General features: G+C 43.3%; 20 protein-coding genes. 11 read left to right on the top strand and 9 right to left on the bottom strand.

Going from position 1 to position 21430, the window contains the following annotated elements; all coding sequences use genetic code 11:
• Nucleotides 1-94: 94 nt before the first annotated feature.
• From V1502_RS03445 to V1502_RS03425, 5 genes are all read left to right on the top strand, one after another.
• Nucleotides 95-1843: a LytS/YhcK type 5TM receptor domain-containing protein gene (locus V1502_RS03445; RefSeq protein ID WP_409252998.1), complete on the top strand. Its 1749-nt coding sequence runs from the start codon at nucleotides 95-97 to the stop codon at nucleotides 1841-1843.
• A complete protein-coding gene (locus tag V1502_RS03440; protein ID WP_409252997.1) occupies nucleotides 1831-2568 on the top strand; it encodes a LytR/AlgR family response regulator transcription factor in 738 nt (245 codons plus the stop codon). The genes V1502_RS03445 and V1502_RS03440 overlap by 13 nt, the downstream gene beginning before the upstream one ends.
• A gap of 189 nt (nucleotides 2569-2757) precedes the next feature.
• Nucleotides 2758-4209 carry a carbon starvation protein A gene (locus V1502_RS03435; RefSeq protein WP_409252996.1) on the top strand — a complete coding sequence of 484 codons (1452 nt, stop codon included), beginning with the start codon at nucleotides 2758-2760 and terminating at the stop codon, nucleotides 4207-4209.
• A complete protein-coding gene (locus tag V1502_RS03430; protein WP_409252995.1) occupies nucleotides 4209-4358 on the top strand; it encodes a hypothetical protein in 150 nt (49 codons plus the stop codon). The genes V1502_RS03435 and V1502_RS03430 overlap by 1 nt, the downstream gene beginning before the upstream one ends.
• Nucleotides 4359-4489: 131 nt before the next feature.
• Entirely contained in the window at nucleotides 4490-5398 is a 909-nt protein-coding gene (locus V1502_RS03425) for a ketopantoate reductase family protein (RefSeq protein ID WP_409252994.1), read from the top strand.
• A gap of 89 nt (nucleotides 5399-5487) precedes the next feature.
• Here V1502_RS03425 and V1502_RS03420 read toward each other — a convergent pair whose 3' ends face one another.
• Nucleotides 5488-5961: an NUDIX hydrolase gene (locus V1502_RS03420; RefSeq protein ID WP_409252993.1), complete on the bottom strand. Its 474-nt coding sequence runs from the start codon at nucleotides 5959-5961 to the stop codon at nucleotides 5488-5490.
• A gap of 176 nt (nucleotides 5962-6137) precedes the next feature.
• Here V1502_RS03420 and V1502_RS03415 point away from each other — a divergent pair, with 176 nt between their 5' ends.
• Nucleotides 6138-6494 carry a hydrolase gene (locus tag V1502_RS03415; RefSeq protein ID WP_409252992.1) on the top strand — a complete coding sequence of 119 codons (357 nt, stop codon included), beginning with the start codon at nucleotides 6138-6140 and terminating at the stop codon, nucleotides 6492-6494.
• A gap of 166 nt (nucleotides 6495-6660) precedes the next feature.
• The gene (locus V1502_RS03410; RefSeq protein ID WP_409252991.1) at nucleotides 6661-7920 is read left to right on the top strand and encodes an ATP-binding protein; all 1260 of its coding nucleotides are present in this window, start codon (nucleotides 6661-6663) and stop codon (nucleotides 7918-7920) included.
• 266 nt (nucleotides 7921-8186) lie between these two features.
• Here V1502_RS03410 and V1502_RS03405 read toward each other — a convergent pair whose 3' ends face one another.
• The 3 genes from V1502_RS03405 to V1502_RS03395 form a co-directional block, all read right to left on the bottom strand.
• A complete protein-coding gene (locus V1502_RS03405; RefSeq protein ID WP_409252990.1) occupies nucleotides 8187-9119 on the bottom strand; it encodes a manganese-dependent inorganic pyrophosphatase in 933 nt (310 codons plus the stop codon).
• A 401-nt stretch (nucleotides 9120-9520) separates the two neighbouring features.
• Nucleotides 9521-9751: an excisionase family DNA-binding protein gene (locus V1502_RS03400; RefSeq protein ID WP_409252989.1), complete on the bottom strand. Its 231-nt coding sequence runs from the start codon at nucleotides 9749-9751 to the stop codon at nucleotides 9521-9523.
• Between the two features lie 161 nt (nucleotides 9752-9912).
• Nucleotides 9913-10257 carry a CHY zinc finger protein gene (locus V1502_RS03395; protein WP_409252988.1) on the bottom strand — a complete coding sequence of 115 codons (345 nt, stop codon included), beginning with the start codon at nucleotides 10255-10257 and terminating at the stop codon, nucleotides 9913-9915.
• Between the two features lie 209 nt (nucleotides 10258-10466).
• Here V1502_RS03395 and V1502_RS03390 point away from each other — a divergent pair, with 209 nt between their 5' ends.
• Both V1502_RS03390 and V1502_RS03385 read left to right on the top strand, forming a co-directional pair.
• Nucleotides 10467-10676 (top strand): hypothetical protein, encoded by a 210-nt coding sequence (locus V1502_RS03390; protein WP_409252987.1) that lies wholly within the window; start codon nucleotides 10467-10469, stop codon nucleotides 10674-10676.
• A 370-nt stretch (nucleotides 10677-11046) separates the two neighbouring features.
• Complete coding sequence (locus tag V1502_RS03385; RefSeq protein WP_409252986.1) at nucleotides 11047-11181, top strand: hypothetical protein; 135 nt, start codon at nucleotides 11047-11049, stop codon at nucleotides 11179-11181.
• Nucleotides 11182-11195: 14 nt separating this feature from the next.
• Here V1502_RS03385 and V1502_RS03380 read toward each other — a convergent pair whose 3' ends face one another.
• A complete protein-coding gene (locus tag V1502_RS03380; RefSeq protein ID WP_409252985.1) occupies nucleotides 11196-13898 on the bottom strand; it encodes a tetratricopeptide repeat protein in 2703 nt (900 codons plus the stop codon).
• A 275-nt stretch (nucleotides 13899-14173) separates the two neighbouring features.
• Here V1502_RS03380 and V1502_RS03375 point away from each other — a divergent pair, with 275 nt between their 5' ends.
• Nucleotides 14174-14476 (top strand): DUF5634 family protein, encoded by a 303-nt coding sequence (locus tag V1502_RS03375; protein WP_409252984.1) that lies wholly within the window; start codon nucleotides 14174-14176, stop codon nucleotides 14474-14476.
• A 413-nt stretch (nucleotides 14477-14889) separates the two neighbouring features.
• Here the strand turns inward: V1502_RS03375 and V1502_RS03370 are convergent, their stop codons facing one another.
• The 4 genes from V1502_RS03370 to V1502_RS03355 form a co-directional block, all read right to left on the bottom strand.
• Entirely contained in the window at nucleotides 14890-15939 is a 1050-nt protein-coding gene (locus V1502_RS03370; RefSeq protein ID WP_409252983.1) for a mechanosensitive ion channel family protein, read from the bottom strand.
• 597 nt (nucleotides 15940-16536) lie between these two features.
• On the bottom strand, nucleotides 16537-17136 hold the full coding sequence (locus V1502_RS03365; protein WP_409252982.1) for a response regulator transcription factor: 600 nt from the start codon (nucleotides 17134-17136) through the stop codon (nucleotides 16537-16539).
• Nucleotides 17133-18269 carry a sensor histidine kinase gene (locus tag V1502_RS03360; protein WP_409252981.1) on the bottom strand — a complete coding sequence of 379 codons (1137 nt, stop codon included), beginning with the start codon at nucleotides 18267-18269 and terminating at the stop codon, nucleotides 17133-17135. Before V1502_RS03360 ends, V1502_RS03365 begins: the two co-directional genes overlap by 4 nt.
• Before the next feature lie 183 nt (nucleotides 18270-18452).
• Complete coding sequence (locus V1502_RS03355) at nucleotides 18453-19475, bottom strand: fatty acid desaturase (RefSeq protein ID WP_409252980.1); 1023 nt, start codon at nucleotides 19473-19475, stop codon at nucleotides 18453-18455.
• A 405-nt stretch (nucleotides 19476-19880) separates the two neighbouring features.
• Between V1502_RS03355 and V1502_RS03350 the strand changes: the two genes are divergently transcribed.
• Complete coding sequence (locus V1502_RS03350) at nucleotides 19881-21299, top strand: NAD-dependent succinate-semialdehyde dehydrogenase (RefSeq protein ID WP_409252979.1); 1419 nt, start codon at nucleotides 19881-19883, stop codon at nucleotides 21297-21299.
• Nucleotides 21300-21430 lie beyond the last annotated feature (131 nt).

The following is a 21430-nucleotide window of genomic DNA, read 5'->3' as shown; positions in this document are numbered from 1 at the left end:
TCAACCTACCCCTGAACGGCTACTTCGGTTTTTGGTATAATGGTGAGTAAAAATTCCGGTTTGTTATAGAAGCCGGTTTAAAGGAGTCTTCACCATGCTTGATCTTCTCTTCACCATGCTGGAGAGGCTTGGTATGATCGTCACCATTGCCTTTGTCTTAACGAGGTTCCGCTTTTTCCAGAGTATGATTTATCAAGACAAATTACGGGGCCGGCAGGAAGTGGTCGCGATCCTTTTCTTCGGTTTTTTCGGCATTATCGGTACGTATTCTGGGCTTGCTTTTAATACAGATACCTTACATTTCGACAGATGGGCCATAAGTTTAAATTCAGATGAAGCCATCGCCAATTCAAGGGTGATCGGAGTGGTTCTTGCCGGACTTCTCGGAGGCTACAGGGTTGGTATCGGAGCCGGGCTTATTGCCGGAATCCACCGTTTCACGCTTGGAGGATTCACAGATATTGCGTGTGGAATTGCGGCAATTGCAGCCGGGATGGTTTCAGGCAAATTTCATCAGCGCAATAAGCACGTTAAGCTTCCGGTGGCTTTCCTGATCGGCGCCTTGGCAGAGACCATACAGATGGGGATCATCCTCCTGGTCGCAAAACCCTTTGAAAAAGCCCTGACCCTCGTCGAGATGATCGGTATACCGATGATTCTTGCAAACGGGGTGGGCTGTGCTCTCTTTCTGTTAATCATAAAAAACGTTGTGAATGAAGAAGAGAAAGCCGGTGCTCTTCAAGCTCAGAAAACCCTTAGGATTGCCGATCAGACACTCGCTTACCTCCGAAAAGGGATGAACGGTGATTCTGCAAAGGCGGTTTGTGAAATTCTTTTTAAGGAAATCAAGCCTTCAGCCGTTGCTATGACGAACAAGACGAGCATTCTTGCTCATACAGGACTGGCAGATGACCATCACCGCGCAGGCAGTCCTCTCCAGACACATATTACAAAAGATGTTATCCAGCATGGAAAACTGGTGGTCGCAAATGATGAAACCATACACTGCGTGAAGCAGGACTGCCCTCTTGGCGCGGCAGTTATCGCGCCATTAAAGCAGGGAGGCGAGACGATCGGCACCCTGAAATTTTATTTTGCCTCTGAAAAAGAAATATCGAATGTCATATTGGAATTGATTTCCGGTTTAAGCGTCCTGCTCAGCAACCAGCTTGAAATTGCTGAAGCTGACCGGGCACTGCAATATGCGAAAGAGGCAGAAATCAAGGCGCTGCAGGCGCAGATCAGCCCGCACTTTTTGTTTAATTCCATGAACGTGATTGGATCGCTGATTCGCATTGATCCAGCACAAGCCCGCAAGCTGCTGATTTCTCTTTCAAATTTTTTAAGGCAGAATTTAACCGGGACAACGGCTGAAATCACCTCACTGGAGCAGGAGCTGAAACATGTAAAAGCTTATCTCGCTATTGAGGAGGCACGCTTTGTGGATAAGCTGAAGGTCGAGTATGAAATCGAGGAAGAATCCCTGACACAAATGATTCCACCCCTCACCCTTCAGCCGATCGTGGAAAATGCCATTAAACACGGCATAAAAGATAAGAATGAAAACTGCCTGGTTAAGATCACGATTAAAAAGTCCAAACCAGGAGTGGATATTACAGTAGAGGACAATGGACAGGGCATCCCGGAAGAACGGTTAGCGCTTCTAGGCGAGAACAGCCTGGAATCTGAAACAGGAACCGGCTTCGCACTTTATAATATCAATCGCAGGCTGACTATGATGTTCGGAATGAAAGCAGCCTTAAGAATCAAGAGCAAATATGGCGAAGGAACAAAGATCTCCTTCTGCATACCTGAAATGGAGGCATCTCAATGGAAAAAATGATAAAAGTACTGGTTGTCGATGATGAACGCTACAGCCGTGACGAATTGAAGCATTTGCTCAGCGATTATTCCTTCATACAGGTGGCGGGAGAAGCCGACTCGGGCGAAAGCGCGATCTTGCAGTGCATCCAGCAAAGCCCGGACGTTGTGTTTCTGGATGTAGAAATGCCAAAGATGAACGGAATGGAAGCGGCTAAATCCCTATTGGAACTCAGAAAGCCTCCGCTGATCGTGTTTGCTACGGCTTATCCTCAGTTTGCTGCAGAAGCATTCCGGTATGAAGCTGTTGATTACTTATTAAAACCCTATGATGAGGAACAATTGTCTCAAACTGCGGCGAGGATTAAAAAGCTTTTGCTTTCACCTCCTCCTTCAGACTCTGAGAGTTCAAGGCAGCCTGGCAAACTTGCGGTGGAGGGTGAAGGAGAAATCATGTATCTTGCCCCGACCGAAATACTCTATATGTATCGTGAAGAAAAAGTCTCAAAAATCATTACAAAGAACGGAGAATATGAAGTAAAAACCCCACTTAAAGATCTTGAAAGCAGACTGGGTTCTTATTCTTTTTTCCGTATTCATAAAAGCTACCTTGTCAATTTGGACTATGTCACAAAATTGACCCCTTGGTTCAATGGTGCCTATCAGCTGGAGATACAGGGACACAATGAGAAGCTGTCTGTCAGCAGAAACTATGTTAAGGCCCTTCGCCAGCAGCTGGAATTGTGATCATTCAAGGACGCCCTCCAAGCGTCCTTTTTATTGTGAAACCCCTTTCAAAAATCCGCGCATCTTAACCCCTTATTTTTACATCATAGTCCTTTCTTTCTACATCTTATACTAAAATTTCACCATTTTGCCACAATTACTCTTATAATCTATGTAAACGCATTCATTTTGCCCTTAAGGAGGATTACCATGTATACATTTTTAGCTGGTATTGCACTTTTGATCATTGGTTATTTTACGTACGGCAAGTTTGTTGAAAAAGTATTCGGTGTCAATGAAGGCAGAACTACTCCTGCTTTCACCCATCAGGATAACGTCGATTACCTTCCTATGAACACACCTAAAAACTCATTGATTCAACTCTTGAACATTGCAGGTGTCGGACCTATCTTCGGACCGATCATGGGAGCGCTTTATGGCCCTGTCGCTTTCATCTGGATTGTCCTTGGATGTATCTTCGCAGGTGCTGTCCATGATTATTTGACTGGAATGATTTCCATTCGTAACCGCGGAGCTCACCTTCCTGAGCTGGCTGGTAAGTTCCTTGGAAAATTCATGAAACATGTTGTAAATGCATTTGCTGTTTTACTTTTATTATTAGTAGGTACTGTGTTCGTAACGGCTCCTGCCGGGTTGCTTAATAACCTCATGAATGGCTGGGCCACTATGGGATTGATCCTTGGAGCCATCTTTGTTTATTACATTCTGGCTACTTTGCTTCCGATTGATAAAATCATTGGGCGCTTCTATCCGATCTTCGGTGCCCTGCTATTGATCAGTGCCCTTGGAGTCGGCGGTATGCTGGTATTCACCGGCGCACCAATCCCTGAACTGTCACTATCTAATTTTCACCCTGACAATGCACCAATTTTCCCATTATTGTTCTTGACGATTTCTTGTGGAGCTTTATCAGGTTTCCATGCAACACAAACACCGATCATCTCCCGCACAACTCAAAACGAGAAAAGCGGACGCAAAATTTTCTACGGCATGATGATTGCTGAAGGTATCATCGCTATGATCTGGGCAGCTGCTGCAATGAGCTTGTTCGGTGGATCTGTAGGACTTAGCGAACTGCTTGCAAACGGCGGACCAGCTGCAATTGTAAGTGAAGCTTCAACCTTGATGCTTGGTGCTATTGGTGGAACGTTGGCTGTACTGGGCGTTATCATCCTGCCTATCACTTCCGGTGATACTGCTTTCAGAAGTGCCCGTATGATCATCGCGGACTATTTCAACTTCTCACAAAAGAAAGTGACAAGCCGTCTATGGATTGCACTTCCATTATTCGCAATCTCTTTTGCTCTTACAAAAATTGATTTCACGCTGCTATGGCGTTACTTCTCCTGGGCAAACCAATCAACTGCGGTAATCGCATTGTTCGTCGGCGCTATGTACTTATATGTGGCGAAAAAGAACTTCTGGATTCCATTGGTACCTGGCATGTTTATGTTAATGGCGACAACAACGTATATCCTTAATGCACCAATCGGGTTTGGATTGGCTTTAAACACTTCTTATATCGGAGCAGCAGTGATCTCTGCCATCCTGATAGCTACATTCTTCGTGGCAGCTAAGAAGGCCAGAGAAAACAACATCCCTCTTGAAGAGGATGTCTCCAACTGGAAAAAGGTTGCCTAATGGGCTGCTGCAGTCCTAACTACCGGAAAACGGTGAACGAAGAAGAAGAAAGAATCAATGATAAAGGGAGCGACACGCTTCCTTTATCATTAAAAATCACATTGGTGACCGCAGGTTTGGGTTCCCTGCTTGCCATCATAGTCCTTTAACCCCGAAAAGCCCGGAAGCTGTTTTCCGGGTTTTTTGTTTGGATTAATGATGGTCTTGATTAGTGAGGGGAATTCCTTTTGTGCACAGCATACCAATGAAAATTTAAAACTATTATTAGGAGGAAAAAATAATGAAAATATTAGTAGTAGGAGCCGGAGCGGTCGGCGGTTACTTTGGTGGAAGGCTTGCCGAAAAGGGAGAGGATGTGACTTTCCTTGTGCGGGAGGGCCGCAGAAAACAGCTTGAACAGACAGGGCTGTCTATTCATAGTGTGCATGGAGATATTGAGTTAAAACCAAAAACACTTGTATCGGGGGAAATCTCTGCTCCCTTTGATATGATTATCCTTTCCGTCAAGGCGTACCATTTGGAGAGCGCAATAGAAAGCATTGAGCCATACGTCGGGGAAAATACGATGATTCTTCCACTATTAAACGGCATCTCTCATATGGGAATGCTAGTTGATAGGTTCAGTGAGCATAATGTGATTGGCGGTCTGTGCTTCGTGGAGTCGACACTGGATTCAGAAGGCCGTGTCATTCAGTCGAGCCCAATTCATGATGTGGTGTTTGGTGAAGTGACGGGTGAAAAAACGGACCGGATCATGAAGCTGCAGGATACTTTTACGGGAACAAAAGCCAACTTCACCCTCTCTGAAAATATTAATCAGGATATGTGGCATAAGTACCTTTTCATTACGACTCTTTCCGGCGTCACCTCCCTGTTCCGTTCACCGATCGGGCCTATCAGAGATAATGAGTCCGGTTTAGTGACCATCAAGAAAACATTAGGGGAAACGGCTGCCATCATGAGAGAATTGAGCGCTCCATTAGCAGATGATATTGAAGGGAAGCAATTGGAAAAGCTAAACAGCATGGGGTATGACATGAAGTCCTCTCTTCAACGTGATATGGAAAAAGAATTAGCGATTGAAGCAGACCACTTGTATGGGTTCTTGCTCCATGAAGCAGCCAATCATAACCTTGATGCTCCGACACTAAGCATCATTTATGCAAATCTCAAAATTTATGAAGTGTAAAAATAGAGCAGGCGTCCGTCCTAGGGCACCTGCTCTCTTGTTTTATTGGGAGCAGCGTTTTTAGTTCACACCTGCTTCATTGGCAACAATCAATTATCGTTAGAGTCAAAAAAGGATTTACTGAAAAACTCATCAATTACTTCACGATGACTTTTCACGATATATTCCGGCAGTTCCTCCCTGTAAAAATATTGACATTGTATTGATTCCATTTCATCTACCTTCAGGATACCCTTTACATCTCTTGTACTGTATGCGGTGGTTACGACGTAAAACGGGTCGCCATTTGCCGCCACAATAAAATACTCTTTTCCAGAGTATACATTGATCAAATCAAGCTTTCCGATTTCCAGCCCAGTTTCTTCATAAACTTCCCTGCGTGCCACATCTTCTGTGGACTCACCAAGCTCCATTAAACCGCCCGGCAGACCCCATGCTCCTTCCGGGTATCTTCTCTGCTGAAGCAGCATCCTTTCTCTATCATCTAAAATCACAACGACGGAACCGACCAGTATCAACGGCTGTTTTCCGACCAGCTCCCTCAATTCTTCTACATATCCCATTCAGTTTCAGTCCTTTCTTTACTACTACTCGTTCCATGTTCAATAGGTATTCCTATCATCAATTGCAAAAACTGTTTACTCTCACTCTAAAAAAGGTAATAACACAATATGGGGTCAACCCTATACATTACCTGAGATTAATCATTTTTTAAAATAAATCTGAGGAGGCATTAGAGATGGAAGAAAAAAAATCTTATTACGTAGATATGAGAAGCGGAGATATATTAGAGGAGCCTTCTTTTGAAGAGAGTGCTGGACTGCACATTTTAGCGACACCCGAGGAAAGAACGGAGCTTCAAAAATGTTTCGATGACAATTACGATGATGATGTATCGACTTTCATCCGTTCACATATTCCATTCAGGCAGTATCATGATGACCCTGAAGACGCACAATATGACAGGTCCATGCAGAAAATTTACGCCATGATTTATAAGCTTGGGGATGCGGAAACCAAGCACCATATAGAAAAAATCGGAGTACTCAATGAACATAAGCCTCACGTGAGGGACGATATCGAAAACTTGAAATAAGAGTGACGCCTGGATTACAGAATCCGGGTGTTTTTTTTGTCCTCAAAGATAGAATATATTAACAAAAAAGATTGTTCAAATGCGCAATGCTTGATATGCTAAAAGGCAGGGATTATACATATTTTCCAATTCCCAAACTTAGACCATAACAGCTGGAGGATCGTCCTTGCTTATATTAATTAAAACTCTATTAATCAATATAACTATTTTGTTCTCATTCACCTTTAATGCAAATATTTTTTTTCCTTATAAATATCTGCCTGAGCAAAATTTGAAAGAAAAAATAAACTATGGATTAGTTGGTTCCCTGGGAGCACTGTTCTGCATGTTTTATCCTATTGAAACACTGGGTGAAACACACTTTGATCTTCGAATGATCGCCATCATGATTGTCACTATTTATGCCGGGGTCATATCAGGCAGCCTTGTCCTTTTGATAGTATGCATTTTCCGTTATCTGATAGGCGGTCCGTACATGATCATCGGCATTATTGTTTCCATCCTTGCGTTTGCTGTTGGCCTCTTATTCCAAAAGATGCTACATAAAACAAAGCATAAGTTTCTTGTCAGTTTGTTAATAATGACAGTCTATTCAGCCATTTACATAACGATCATCCTTTTTACCGTTAGAATGCTTGATCTTACTTTTTATATTATTTATTTCGGTACATTCTATCTTACATTTGTCTCCTTGGTCTTGATTATTGAGAGGCTCATGAAAACAAATAAACAAATTGAAGAAATGGTTTATCTTGACAAATTGAACATGGTCGGACAGATGGCTGCGTCGATTGCCCATGAAATCCGCAATCCACTTTCCACTGTCAAGGGCTTTATCCAGCACCTGAGTGAAGATACAAAAGATGAGCAGCTGAAGAGGTTTTCTCCGCTAATCCTGGACGAATTAGACCGGACCAATAAAATCATCACAGACTATCTAAGTATCACAAAGCCGGAACAGTTTCAAGTAACAGTTGTCAACCTGACCAAAGTGCTTCAATCATCTGTAGATTTGCTGAGGCCTTATGCTGCTTATTCCAATACCTCGATTATTTTTAATGCAGACCAAGACTACTACATTCAGGGAGATGAGCAGCATTTAAAGCAGGCGATTATGAATGTCATTAAGAACGGAATTGAATCCACCGAAGATAAGCGAGGCACAGTGGAAATTGATATTTCTCCCGGAAAGCTGCCAGGTTCTGTAGAAGTCCGTATTTCCGATAATGGTATCGGCATGACATCAGAACAGCTCAGCAAAATCGGCCTCCCATTCTACACAACAAAAACAAAAGGAACCGGGCTCGGCAGTATGGTCACCAATAAAATCATTCGCGAATTGCATGGCAAAATTGAATATGAGAGTATGCCTGAAAAAGGGACAGTCGTCCGAATTGCCCTTCCACTGCATCAAGAAAATAACTAAAGCGAATCCTGAGAAGGCTTCGCTTTTTAGTTTGTAGTGGCGCGTTCAATTCGTATGCGCATCAGTTTTTGTTTTCTTCTTTTTGATGTCCCTCGCTTCCTTAGCGGCCTGCATCATTTTCTTTTTCTCTTCTTTTGATGTCCCTCGCTCGCTTAGCGACGTACATCATTTTCTCTTTCTCGCCTTTTGTTGTCCCTCGCTGCATCATCTAACTCTCCCCGCACAAAAAAAGTCAGCAACCTCAGGCTGCTGACTTATCTTTTCCATTACATATTCTTCAATGTTTCTGTCAGTACCGGCACGATTTGTTTCTTTCGGGAAACAACGCCTTTCAATACTGCTGTATTGTTATCAAGTTTTACATCATAAGCTTTTTCAACTGCCTCAGCTTTGTCGCCTAGTGCCAATGCAACAGAATCGCTGTTCAGGATGTCGGTTGTCACAAATAGGAACAGATCCAATCCTTTTTCTGAAACTGTTTTGGAGATGGCCTCTTCAAGTTCATTTTGACGCTGAAGGACTTCATCTGTATCCACTGCATTCACTTGGGCAACTTCTACTTTATAGCTTCCCATCTGGAATTCCTTTGCATCAAGTGAAATCAGATCAGCTGCTGTTTTATCGCCTAAACTCGCTCCAGCTTTCAGCATTTCAAGACCGTACTCTTCAGCTTCCACGCCCGCTAGTTCCGCAAGCTCACGCGCCGCCTGTACATCTTCATCTGTACATGTAGGAGATTTGAACAGCAGGGAATCAGAAATAATTGCAGACAACATTAATCCTGCCATTTCTTTGCTGATGTTCAAGCCTTTTTCTTTGTAGATTTTGTTTAAGATGGTCGCTGTGCAGCCAACCGGCTCAGCACGGTAGTAAACTGGATCGCTTGTTTCAAAGTTGGCAATTCTATGGTGGTCGATTACTTCAAGGACTTTAACTTCCTCGATGTCATCGGCACTTTGCTGACGTTCGTTGTGGTCCACAAGGATTACTTCCTTCGCTTCTTGCGCGACTTTTTCAACAAGTCGAGGTGCCTCCACTTTAAAATGGTCAAGCGCATATTGTGTTTCTCCATTAACTTCTCCTAAGCGGACAGGCTCAACATTTAAACCTAACTGCTTCTTTAGATCCGCATAAACCAATGCAGAGCAGATCGTGTCTGTATCGGGGTTCTTATGACCAAAAATCAAAACTTTTCCCATCATAACTCTCCTTTTTTTCGTTCTTTTATGTAGTCTAATTCACTAGTAAAATCATAACACACGACAGTATTTTATCATACTCGACCGTTGTTTTTGCAACAAATGTTGGCTGGTCTGAAGAATAATTTTTTACCTATGAAGTCTTCATGAGGCACCCTATACTGGAAATTGCGCTCTTTTGCTTATGAAGCGGTTATGAGACACCCTAATCCCAATAATTACGCTTTTTTGGTCTTATGAGGCGTTCATGAGACACCCTATCTTGGAAATTTGCGCTCTTTTGGTCTTATGAAGTCTTCATGAGGCACCCTATCTTGAAAATTGCGCTTTTTTTTGGTGTTATGATTCCTTGAAAAACCCCCTCAAGACTTTCTGGGCTCACCTAGATCTTGATGGCTACTTCAATCCTCATCTTTAATATCCGGGTCTTCAGGAATGGGTTCATTCTGCCATTGTTCAAAATGCTTCCTGTAGGCCTCCATCTGCTCGTGATAGTGATGGAAGTTATCTTTATTGACCAGGTACTGTTCACCATCATGAACGGCCTTGATTCTTTTCTGTTTGATTAGCACTTCGATATACGTCTCAGGGAGTGAGAGGTATTCAGCGATTTCTTTTACAGTCATATACATGGTTTGACCTTCCCCTCTCTATCAAAAAATTAAGGCGTTATTTTGTCTTCATTCTATCACAGTTTTTTTACATTTTTTAAATAGCTTCAAGTGCGTGAATCACATACATAGATTCCTACACAAAAAAAAGATCAAGGCCGATTCGCAGCCTCAATCTCGATTTACACTTCAAAATACAAATCATAATGTAAAGAACAGCCTGGGTTGAAAGACGCGGTACACGCAGGACATCTTGATTCACAGTTCATGTATTCAGCAATAGTCAGTTCGTGGCCGCACGATCCGCAAAGGACTGCTTTTTCATTCCTGGATTCTTTTCCCCATACTTCGGCCGGATGTTCAACTGTTTCCTGGTGGCATAGATGGCAAGGATAATAGGTATTACAGCATTTAAATTTAATTGCAATAATATCTATTTTCTCATGATAGTGACTGCATCTTGTTTGCGGGTCAACGTTAACCCCTCTCACTTCATGTCCTTTTACAATAGTGATGTTATTTGGCATTCGTTGTCATCTCCTGATTTTTAGCGGTTTTTTAAGTCAGCTTTACTTGCGGAAACCTGCTCCCAATGGTCAGACAGGTCGCATGAAACAGCTGAACGAGCGTTGAATTTTCACAGTTTTTAAAAAGGAATGGTAGTGTCATGACACTCACTTCTATGAAGTATAATCCTCTCATAATTTCGAATCCTACTCATAAAGGAGATGATATTATGCCGAACGAAAACCAAAATCAGCATTCGCAGACAACACCTCATTTTGACGGTAAAAACGAACCGGTCTTCAATGACAGCACAGGGGCGCAGATGGGAGTCACCATAGATACGAAACAAGAATTTGCCCGCCAGGAGAATTCATTCCCTGTCCATTTGAAGACAGATAAGGATATGAAAAAGCTTGGTTCATTGATAAAAGGGGAATAGCGTGTTCTTCTTACAGTCTCTCTTATAATTGCGCAATTCCGGGATTGTGCTAGGAGGTGTATAGGACGATAAAATGCCCGAATGCAAATTATCGTACTATAAAACGCCTCTACAGGACGATAAGACGCTGAAATACAAAATTATCGTACTATACAACGCCCCTAAAGGACGATAAAACGCCCGAATGCAAATTATCGTACTATAGAACGGCTCTAAAGGATGATAAGCCTATAAAATACAAGATCATCGAACTATAAAACATCCCTACGCCTAAAGGACTATAAACTGCCCAATAGGAAACTTATCGTCCTATAAGGAAAATTCCCGCCACCCTGCGGACGGGACGACAAAAAACCAGGAGGTGAAAGAATTGACTGACTGGAATGAGCAAGCGGCACCGAATAATAATCTCGGCTCTACTTCTTTCAAAAAAGCTCTAGCTCAAGACAATCCAACTAAAACAGACAAACAGAAAGATAAAGAGAAAAAACATGACCGCAGCTAGGTCATGTTTTTTCCTTATACATTCGCATCAGCAAAATCTGGTTGTTTGTTCGTTCTGTAGATGAGTTCAAGCTGACGCTGCCTGATGTTGAAAATTTTCAAAGGATCTTTGACCGCCTCAGGATTTGCTTTAAGGCCGCTCAGTTCAAGTTCGTTGTCCGCAATCAGGTTATTCGTTTCTTCAGCTGTGGTTTCCAGTTCGGCGAGCGGTCCGCGGAAGAAGATTGATACATCTCTTTCGATGGACTGCTGGAACAACTGAAACTGTGCCATGAATCTTTCCACTACAGCCTGTGCTGTATCTTCATAGGTTTCATTTTCAATGAACCTGGTGTACTGGTTCAGAAGCATCTGCTTATTTTGGCCGATCGTTCCGAATATTTTTCCAACACTTTTCAACAGCACTTGTGAAGGATTGCGGCGAAGGAGTATGTTAAGCTTGTCCTTCATCACCTTGCTTGTCAGTCTGTCCGCATCACGGCGCCAGTCGCTTAAGACTTTGAAGTCACATTGCAGCTCCAGCCTTTCCTCCCGATACATAGCATTGAAACTGTCACGCATTTCTTCAAGATATTGCCTGCCCGTTTTAAGTTCCTCGGTTGCTAACACGATCCATTCCTCGAGATTTTGCTCCAGCTGAGGCATTGCCTTCTCGGTTAAGTATTCCTCAATTCTCTTGTTCATTTCCTCATTGAGTGAGAGATGCAGTGTCCTGAAATCACTATCCTCTTTGATGAAATCAACGCAGTTTTTCAATACAGCCGGAAGCTCTTCCAGTATTCTGTTTTGAACCTGACTTGTTTTTTCTACAAAAGCAGACTTGATGGCGGATGCTTTCTCCGCTTCCAGGTCCTTCAACTGCAGGTAGGCACCATTCAATTTTTTCTCCATATCTTTATTCCACTGGATGGAGTCAATGAGATTATTTTCCCTGTCCACTCTTTGGCGAAGGAGATCTTTCAGAATATCTTTAACATAATAAAGCAGTTTTTCAGTCCGGTCTTCCATTGCTGGAGATCCGAAGTGGAAACGTGCAATAGCTGATAAATCCTCCGCAGATGATGCCTGGAAAACATGGGCATCAGGGAAATACTTTGCTAACAGGGATTTTGTCTCGGCCACTGTCTTCTCCTGGTTCTTCCCTTGATTCACAGACAACAGGACATTGACTTTAAGGTCCGGTTTCTTCTCTTTGACTTTTACCAGCCCCTTGAAGACATTCTCCGTCAAGCGTTCTTCTCCATCAATAACATAAAGAATACTGTCAGCCATGTTTAAAATGGTGTCACCGGTCACATTGGAAGCAAGCAGTACGTTTACCTTATTTTCCTGGAGGAACTGGGATGGCTGTCCTTGCTGCAGCCATACTGTACCCGGCTGGCGGAGCAGCATGGACTCTTCCCGAAACTCCTCTTGAATGTCCAAAGATTGCATTCCCTTATCGGATATCCTTGTATATTGAGTTTGGCTGTTATGTTTTAATACAACAGGTGTCGATGGAAGTTCGGTCAGGATGTTGCTGCCGGCCATGAGGTCAATTAGAGAAAATACTTCTTGTTCGGAAGACCCCGAGACCAACAGACGATGTACCTCAGTATTTTTTAATTCCCGGATAATCCACTCATGTCTGCTGTCAACCTTCACATCCTGATGTTTTGTCCATTCAAGAACTTCATCGAGCAGCGTGAGTGCCTGATCCGCCCCGCCTGACTTCACCTCAGCATTGTTGATCAGGTCCTTTGCCTTCCTCACAGCCCACCCATCAACACTCCTTGGAAAAATCTCTTCCCAGGAGAGCAGAGCAGACGCTGCATAAACCGCATTTCGGGCATCGGTGATCTTAACCCACGCCATAAGCAGCCTTGGGACAAGAGGCTGTAGTTCTTTAACAAAACGCCCGCTGCTGATCAGCATTTCAAATGTTTCTTTATAGAGCGGGGAAAGTTCCATCCAATTGTCCCCAGGCTTGGTGTCAATATCAAGAATCAGCAGATTGACCTTCTCAATCCACTCCTCGTACATATCGCTATCCCTATAACTGTTCCAAAAGGATGTGATAATTTGTTCAAACAATAATTTATCAATGGTTGAAAGGGTAAAGAGTCCTGCCATGAAATAGCCAGGGGTGATATCAGACGTAACTCCTGCAGTGATGTATCCTTTCAGGGTCTCAAACCAGTGCAAATCTTCTGTCCTGATTGCTTCATTTACGGCAAGCTCCACTGCACTGTGCCAATCCTTGTTTTCCTCAAAAAATCTTTGGGCAATGGCAGTCATTTCAGGATAATCAGGATTCATGGATATCGCGTTTTTGATCACTGCATCAGCACTGTTTAGATCCCCCTGTCTGACATAGAGTGAGAATAATTGCAGGGCGATCTCTGCTTTTAAAGTGGCGCTGTCGGTATGAATAGCTTTATAGACCTCTTCTGCAGTTGAAAGCTGATCGAGTTCAAAGAAAGCATCCGCTGTATTTTTTTGTGCCCATCCAGCTAATTCATTATCGATGTTTTCCCATTTAAAAATGGCCGCTTCATAATCTTTATGATGGAAGTAGACCTCACCCTGGGCAAACCGGATATAGGATAAAGCCGGGATATCCTTTGATTGTTCTTGAAGGTATGCTTCCCCCAGTACGGCAATCGGATGATCATGTCCCTGATCTTTGACCATTGTTTTATAAAAAGTCTTTTGTATGTAGTGTTCTTCTGTTTTCATGATAATCCTCCGCTAAGTATATTACTTATGAAAAGTGATCATATACTTCTTCAGTACCTTTATTTTATCAGACTTCCCTCTAGGAAAGATTGCAATTTTACAACAATTTCTACATGAAATGTAATATTTTCTGCTTAGGGCTTCCTATTTCAGAGGCTTCTACTGCTGATCCATGATTATGAAGCCGTTAACATGACTTACCAATCTTCCTGATGGTTATTTACACAGGTTCAATCCATATTAAGAACACACACTAGAGGAAAGGAGGCAATGTGATGGCGTTTATATCGAGAGAGCAGTTAATCAACGATCTTCAAACATCTTTCCCTTCCCTGATGGAAGAGTACGGCTTGGAGGAGATCGGCGTCTTTGAAGAAGAAGGGCAGAAAGATCAGTACTTTCTGGGCTATACAATCAAAAAAGATGGGAAAGCATATATGGTTCACCTTCCGTATAAAAAGGATCATGATGGAGGGTTAAAACCTTCTTCTCATAAATGGACGATAGAATCAGATGACCCCGATGCAGTTGATCACACCGGATTTGACAGCATGGAAGCAGCTTTGAGGGAGATTTAGACTTAGACTGTAGGATTTAAGGCTGCTCAATCTTGAGAGGTTAAGCAGCTATTCAGGGAGCCGGTATTAAAATCAACCTGCAGCATAGTCACTTCTGGGGAGGTGGCGAGGCCTTACGACGGTGCCATTGTCCATTTTTGAGGGTGCCGATTCCTTTGGCGAGACCATTCGACGGTGCCATTGACCCTTTTTGAGGATGTCGATTCCTTTGGCGAGGTCATTCGACGGTAGCATTGACCCTTTTTGAGGTTGCCGATTCCTTTGGCAAGGTCATTCGACGGTGCCATTGTCCATTTTTGAGGGTGGCGATTGTATTATAGGAATCAATCGGTGCAGGCATAGCGACTATTAAAGGCTGCCGACTCTTTGAAATCGGGACCAACCTAAGGAGGCACTCCCCCACCGACTTACCCCTATCCACCGTTCGGTTCCAATGTGGTCACCGCCGATGCAAGCTCGACCTCATTTTCAATGAATATCTTGGCAATGGCATGACGAAGGTCACTTTCGACTTTTTCTTTTATTTGAAAGTTGGTGACAGGAATCAGCACCTGAAATTCCATTGCCTGACTTTTCATATCGACAAACCGGATATCAGGAGGTGGATGGTCCAGTATTCCTTCTGCATCCTCCTTAATTTTTTCTACGGCACTCATAAGCAAATCCTCAACCTCTTTTGTATCCATCCCATATCTCACACTGATGCTCACTTCAGCACTCACCGCGACACTGGAACGATTGCGGATGATCTGCTCAATAAAATACTGATTGGGAACGATCAGCGTACCTTCTTTTGCCGTCTGGATAATGGTTGACCGCAGCCGGATTTTTTCGACCCGCCCATTTTTGCCATTGACCTGGATGACCTCTCCTACTTCAATCGGCCTTTCGAAAAGGATGATGACACCGGATATAAAGTTACCTGCAATGTTACGCATCCCAAAACCAATCCCGATCCCAAGAACGCCTAGGACAGCAGCAATCGCAGAAAGGTCAAGTCCCACAGTTGTCAAACTGATTACCACTGCCAATATCATGACTGTATAATAGATGATCCTGTTAAAAGTATAGCCAAGACCTGCATTGATTTCGTAATACTCATATACCGGCTTCAAAACATACTGGGTAAAGATCTTCACAAGCCTGTGCGCCAGTGAAACAATCATGAAGGCCACTAGTATGAGGAATACCGATACGTCCACCCCTCCCTGAGAATAAAGAGTGTACGTAAGCCACTCCTCCCCCCAGAAATACACGAGAAACAGTAGCAGCGCGCCATAAAAACTGAGCCAGTTCAAGACAGCGCGGGCGGTTTCTGTAAACTGTTCATTCAATACAGAACTTCTGTTTTCTATATACACAGCCGCCCTCTTCAACACTATATTCCCAATCAGGATAAAGGCCAGAAATAAAAGAAACCACTTCAGGTCGACTTCCGATAACCCGCTAAAAACCCTCTCCATCATTCTAATTCACCTGACTTTTCATAGAAATGCACTTTACTGGGTTTATACCCCATTCTTTGAAATCCATTCGTATTCTCCTTTATCAGAATAGAACCAGGTTTTACTTTGGCGGAGAAATTCTACCCTGTTGTTACGAATGTGAGCCTCAATTTATCCCGGATGTGATATCAGACTGCTTCCCTCTTTTGCGGGCCCACGACACTCACTTAGAACCCTGGCATTGCCATTTTCCTGTTTTTTTAAGCTAATGAGACCCACTTACCCCCTGGATAATGACCGTTTACTATTCTTTGCAGGTAAGTTGCACCATCCTCGTTGATACGTTCCCCGTTGCCCAGCAGTATTATTGATGAATTCACAGCTCTCCTTAGCAGGAAATAAAAAAATACCTCTGTGGATAACTTTTAACTGTATTATCCACGTTACGCACCCACTGGAACGTAACCCAGCCCCTCGGGGTCAAATAACCGGAAGTGAATAAAAGGGAAGGTCGGTTTTTTTATTTGGAACATTTCCCTGTCGGGGCTAATCAGTACACTTGCCTTTTAAACAATGAAAAAACCCCTTGCACAGGCAAGAGGCACGATTCTATATTTATTTGAACCAGCCCTTCTCTTTCGATTGGGTGATGGCTTCGATGCGGTTTTTCACTTGCAGTTTGTCCAGTATGGTGGAGATGTAGTTACGGACGGTCCCTGTTTTGATCCTGAGCTCATCCGCGATTTCTTTTGTGTTTTTTCCGTCCGCGACCAGTTCAAGGACTTCTATCTCCCTGACTGTCAAGGGATTTCCTTCTCCATAAGCATCTTCGATCAACTCGGGCGCATACACGCGCTTCCCTGACATGACCGTCCTAATGGAGTTGGCGAGGTCTTCACTCGGGCTGTCTTTTAACAAATAGCCGTTGACACCCGCTCTAATCGCTCGTTGGAAATATCCGGCCCGTGCGAACGTTGTCAGGATGATGACCTTGCAGCCTGTCCCTTTTAGCTCTTCAGCTGCATCCAGGCCGGTTGTGCCCGGCATTTCGATATCCATGATACAGACGTCAGGCTGGAATTTATGAACCAGACGCAAGGCTTCCTCGCCATTCGATGCTTTGCCGACTACTTCCATGTCATCTTCCAAATCCAGCAGTGAACCGAATGCTCCGAGCAGCATCTGCTGGTCTTCTGCGATTACGATTTTGATCATATCAATTCCCCCTGTTCTGTCTGTTTGACATCGTTTGGTACAGTAATGATGAGCGTCGTTCCCCCGTTTTTCACCAGCCTCATGTCTCCATTGATGAATTCCAGTCTTTCTCTCATTCCGACAAGTCCATGACCTTTTCGTTCATCCGCAGCCGTTTCCCGGAAGGCTCCGTTGTCCTTTATCACCATTGTGATTTCCTTCCATGTCTGGTCGATCGTTAACTCACACCTGGTCGCACCACTATGCTTAACGATATTCGTAACCGCTTCTTTTAAGCACATGCTCAGGATATTTTCTGTCAGGAGCGAGACGTTTTTCAGTTCTACTTTTTTTATCCCCGAAAACTCTATTTCAGCCGCTTTTAGTATTTTCGAAACGGTTATCAATTCATCTTCAAGGCGGATACCACGCATGGAAGAAACCATTTTCCGCACCTCATTCAAGGCTGTCCTGGCTGTCTGCTGGACATCTTTCAACTCCCCTTTGGCCCGTTCCGGATCCTTATTGATCAGTTTTCTGGCAAGGTCACTTTTCAGGCCGATCAAAGATAATTTCTGTCCAAGGGTGTCATGAAGGTCGCGGGCAATCCGCTGCCTTTCCTCCAGCTTACCCAGCTCAGAGATCCTTTTGTTCGCATCTTCCAGCTTTTCTTCCAGTTGTCCGCGCTCGTTGCGGTTATGAATATTGAAAGGAAGCAAGATTACGCTGATCCAAATGATGATGACAAACGGAAACTGTTTGATGAAAAAAGCCTCATCTTGAATAATGGTGATATTGATGGAGATCGTAGTTGCAATAAGATGGGCAAAGTACAAAATCAAAAAGGTTTTCCTCTCTTTGATATTCCCGATATAGTGAGCCAGGAAGAAAGCAAAATACACATAGCTGAACAGTGATGTCGACGCGGTCGAAATCCCGATGAGAATAAACGTCCATAAATAGACAAGCCACCCTTTTGAAAAAAAGGCAATTTGATAAAACACAAAAAACAGGATTGTCAAAATGGTCCCCGTAATGATAATGATCATGGATGAGGATTGAAATATAAAATAAAACGGCAGGATGTATAAAATAATCCATATATACGGGGAAACCCCGCTGTTACGTTGAAACGCCAAATATCTTTTAAACATTGAAGACCCTCATTTTTACTAGTTTCTTCTTTCATCTTATCCCTTTTGTCTATATTTTTCCATCATGTATTTTGATCGGCGATTAGACAACTGCACTTGTCCGCCTGAGAATTAGGTTGTATCTGCACAATACCACTCCCCATAACGAATAAAATCCAGCCGTTAAGCTGGATTGTCGATGATTCAATCTGTCACTGTGATGTTATCTACTTTTGGTAAAGACTTTATATCTTTAAAACGGACAAACTTCTTATTCGACTCATCCCACAATTTAAATTTTAGTGAACTTAAGCTTGTGCCAAGTGTAATTGTGGGAACATGCTGAAGAGATTCGTTGCTTAAGTGGGCCTCTTCAAGCTTATAGTTAGGGACCCTTGGAGCAAGGTGGTGAACATGGTGAAAACCGATATTTCCAGTGAACCATTGCAGGATTTTCGGCAGCTTGTAGAAAGAACTGCCTTCAACCGCGGCGAGGACAAAATCCCATTCTTTATTCTCTTCAAAATAGGAATCTTCAAAAGTGTGCTGAACATAAAATAGCCATATGCCCATGATGCCGGCAATATAGAAAATCGTCCCGTGCACCAACAGGAATGCCTGCCAGCCTACAGTGTAACAAAGCACTGCAACTATGGCCGCTATAGCGATATTTGTAATGTAAGTATTAATTCGTTCCTTCCTCCTTGCGCCCTTACGGTTAAATCGGTTTGTAATCAAGAAAACATAAATTGGTCCCAATCCGAACATCACAATTGGGTTTCGGTATAGGCGGTAGGAAATCCTTGTCCAAAAAGAAGCCTTCTTATATTCTTCCACCGTCATCATCCAAATATCACCGGTTCCGCGTTTATCCAGGTTGGAGCTCGTTGCGTGGTGAACAGAATGTTCATGCTGCCATTGATAATACGGAAAAAGGGTGATGATCCCGGTAAGTGTACCAATAATTTGATTGGCCTTCCTATTTTTGAAAAAAGAATAGTGGCAGCAGTCGTGGAAAATAATGAAGATCCTTGTCAGTAACCCCGCTCCGACAATTCCAAGGACCAAGGTCAGTATGTAAGAAACAGAAAGACTTAAATAAGCGAGAGCCCATACCAAAATGAACAATGCTATAGTTGTTACCAGCTGAAAGACACTTTTATAGGTCTCCGCTCCTTCAAAGGGAGATACTTGCTTTCGTAATGAATTTGTCTTGTTTTTAGTCATGTATTCTTTATTCCTTTCCTGTTATTTCTCTTAACGAATGATATAAAAAAGTAAGTTTATTATTGCAGGACACCCGATGAGTAATAGAAAAATATTAATAAATAAACTTTTTAAGGAGAATTTAACATGTTTCTCCTTTATCATGAGCAAAAGACCCAGGCATTATTTCTATTTTATTGTTTATCTTTTGAGCTTCTTTCAAAATGGAGGCCTGACATTAGAGGGTGGAATCAGCATTTCTGGGAATCGGAGGTTTTTTCAAAAAACTTTTTACCCCGGACACCCTTGGTTAAAACCTAAAAAACCTTAGAAGCTTAATCCTGTCAACGCTGTTTAGCTACTTGTTATAATGAGGTTGAAACTAAAAAATAATGATCGTGAAAATTTTTTTCAGGAGGGTTTTAGATGGAGAAATACCTGATGCGAATTAACGGAGAGGAAATCGGGAGCGGCCTGTCGCCTATCGAAGTCACCAATCCAGCTGACCAGACGGTGATTGCCTCTGTACCGAACGGCGGACAGAAGGAAGCAAAAGCAGCTGTGGATGCTGCGCATGAGGCGTTTGTCGAGTGGTCCCGTTATTCCGCTTATGAAAGAAGCGAACTTCTATTTAAATGGCACGATCTCATCGAAAAAAATAAAGACGAGTTAGCGAAAACGATGACAAGAGAACAGGGTAAACCCTTAAAGGAAGCAGTCGGAGAAATGAATTATGCGAATGGTTTCATCTCCTGGTATGCAGAAGAGGGCAAGCGGGTATACGGGGAGACCATACCGGCAACGCAAAGAAATAAGCGTTTGTTTGTCCAGAAACAGCCAGTAGGGGTTGTAGCTGTCATCACGCCATGGAATTTTCCGGCTGCGATGATTACCCGGAAAGTCGCTCCCGCCCTTGCAACCGGATGTACAGTTGTCATCAAACCTGCCGAACAAACACCGCTCACTGCATTGAAAATGGCTCAACTTGCTGAGGAAGCCGGCATTCCAAAAGGCGTCATCAATGTCGTGACAGGTGATGCCAAGGCGATCGGCGAAACCTGGCTTTCAGATACACGTGTCCGGAAATTGACCTTTACAGGATCAACAGAGGTCGGTAAGCTCCTGATGCGAGGAGCAGCTGATACCGTTAAAAAAATTTCCTTGGAGCTTGGCGGCCACGCCCCGGTCATCGTAATGGATGACTGTGATATCGATAAAGCAGTAGACGGCGTCATTGCTTCTAAATTCAGAAATGCAGGCCAGACATGCGTCTGCTCAAACCGCATCTATGTTCATGAATCCATTCAAAAGACTTTTACAGAAAAATTGGTGGAAAAAGTGAAAGGGCTAAAAGTAGGAAACGGGTTGGAGGAAGGAGTCGATATCGGCCCTCTCATCGATGAAGCAGCCGTACGAAAAGTAAAGAATCACGTGGAAGATGCTTTGAAAGCTGGTGCAAAGTTGGAGTATGGCGGAAACAGTGACCAGGGATTGTACTTTGGTCCGACTGTTTTATCCAATGTAAAAGATGATATGCTCTGCATGACAGAAGAAACATTCGGACCATTGGCTCCGATTTCGACGTTCTCCTCAATCGAGGAAGCCGTTGAGCGTGCCAACGATTCTATCTACGGATTGGCCGCCTACGTCTTCACTGAAAATATCACAAAAGGCATTACCGTTTGTGAAGCACTGCAATATGGAATTGTCGGATTGAACGATGGCCTGCCTTCCACTCCGCAGGCACCGTTTGGCGGATTCAAGCAAAGCGGGCTGGGCCGTGAAGGCGGACACCATGGTATTGAAGAATACCTTGAAGTAAAATATATTTCCCTTGGATTATAAAAATAGCGCATAAGCCCAGTTAGCCCCGAAGAGTCGCGCACCTGGAGCGAAGATTAATTATCTCACCCAAATAGCAGCAATATATACAAAAATCCTTTAAAAAAGCAGGCCGGATTCCGGTCTGCTTTTTT

The organism is Rossellomorea sedimentorum, from assembly GCF_046237645.1.
In the GTDB taxonomy this organism is placed as follows: domain Bacteria; phylum Bacillota; class Bacilli; order Bacillales; family Bacillaceae_B; genus Rossellomorea; species Rossellomorea sedimentorum.
Note: the sequence above shows the minus strand (reverse complement) of the source record. Positions and strands in the feature narration are given on the sequence as shown.

Excerpts from the sequence above, each read along its gene's own strand:
- V1502_RS03445 (WP_409252998.1), top strand. The coding sequence starts at position 95 with ATGCTTGATCTTCTCTTCACCATGCTGGAGAGGCTTGGTATGATCGTC.
- V1502_RS03440 (WP_409252997.1), top strand. The coding sequence starts at position 1,831 with ATGGAAAAAATGATAAAAGTACTGGTTGTCGATGATGAACGCTACAGC.
- V1502_RS03435 (WP_409252996.1), top strand. The coding sequence starts at position 2,758 with ATGTATACATTTTTAGCTGGTATTGCACTTTTGATCATTGGTTATTTT.
- V1502_RS03430 (WP_409252995.1), top strand. The coding sequence starts at position 4,209 with ATGGGCTGCTGCAGTCCTAACTACCGGAAAACGGTGAACGAAGAAGAA.
- V1502_RS03425 (WP_409252994.1), top strand. The coding sequence starts at position 4,490 with ATGAAAATATTAGTAGTAGGAGCCGGAGCGGTCGGCGGTTACTTTGGT.
- V1502_RS03420 (WP_409252993.1), bottom strand. The coding sequence starts at position 5,961 with ATGGGATATGTAGAAGAATTGAGGGAGCTGGTCGGAAAACAGCCGTTG.
- V1502_RS03415 (WP_409252992.1), top strand. The coding sequence starts at position 6,138 with ATGGAAGAAAAAAAATCTTATTACGTAGATATGAGAAGCGGAGATATA.
- V1502_RS03405 (WP_409252990.1), bottom strand. The coding sequence starts at position 9,119 with ATGGGAAAAGTTTTGATTTTTGGTCATAAGAACCCCGATACAGACACG.
- V1502_RS03400 (WP_409252989.1), bottom strand. The coding sequence starts at position 9,751 with ATGTATATGACTGTAAAAGAAATCGCTGAATACCTCTCACTCCCTGAG.
- V1502_RS03395 (WP_409252988.1), bottom strand. The coding sequence starts at position 10,257 with ATGCCAAATAACATCACTATTGTAAAAGGACATGAAGTGAGAGGGGTT.
- V1502_RS03390 (WP_409252987.1), top strand. The coding sequence starts at position 10,467 with ATGCCGAACGAAAACCAAAATCAGCATTCGCAGACAACACCTCATTTT.
- V1502_RS03380 (WP_409252985.1), bottom strand. The coding sequence starts at position 13,898 with ATGAAAACAGAAGAACACTACATACAAAAGACTTTTTATAAAACAATG.
- V1502_RS03375 (WP_409252984.1), top strand. The coding sequence starts at position 14,174 with ATGGCGTTTATATCGAGAGAGCAGTTAATCAACGATCTTCAAACATCT.
- V1502_RS03370 (WP_409252983.1), bottom strand. The coding sequence starts at position 15,939 with ATGGAGAGGGTTTTTAGCGGGTTATCGGAAGTCGACCTGAAGTGGTTT.
- V1502_RS03365 (WP_409252982.1), bottom strand. The coding sequence starts at position 17,136 with ATGATCAAAATCGTAATCGCAGAAGACCAGCAGATGCTGCTCGGAGCA.
- V1502_RS03360 (WP_409252981.1), bottom strand. The coding sequence starts at position 18,269 with ATGTTTAAAAGATATTTGGCGTTTCAACGTAACAGCGGGGTTTCCCCG.
- V1502_RS03355 (WP_409252980.1), bottom strand. The coding sequence starts at position 19,475 with ATGACTAAAAACAAGACAAATTCATTACGAAAGCAAGTATCTCCCTTT.
- V1502_RS03350 (WP_409252979.1), top strand. The coding sequence starts at position 19,881 with ATGGAGAAATACCTGATGCGAATTAACGGAGAGGAAATCGGGAGCGGC.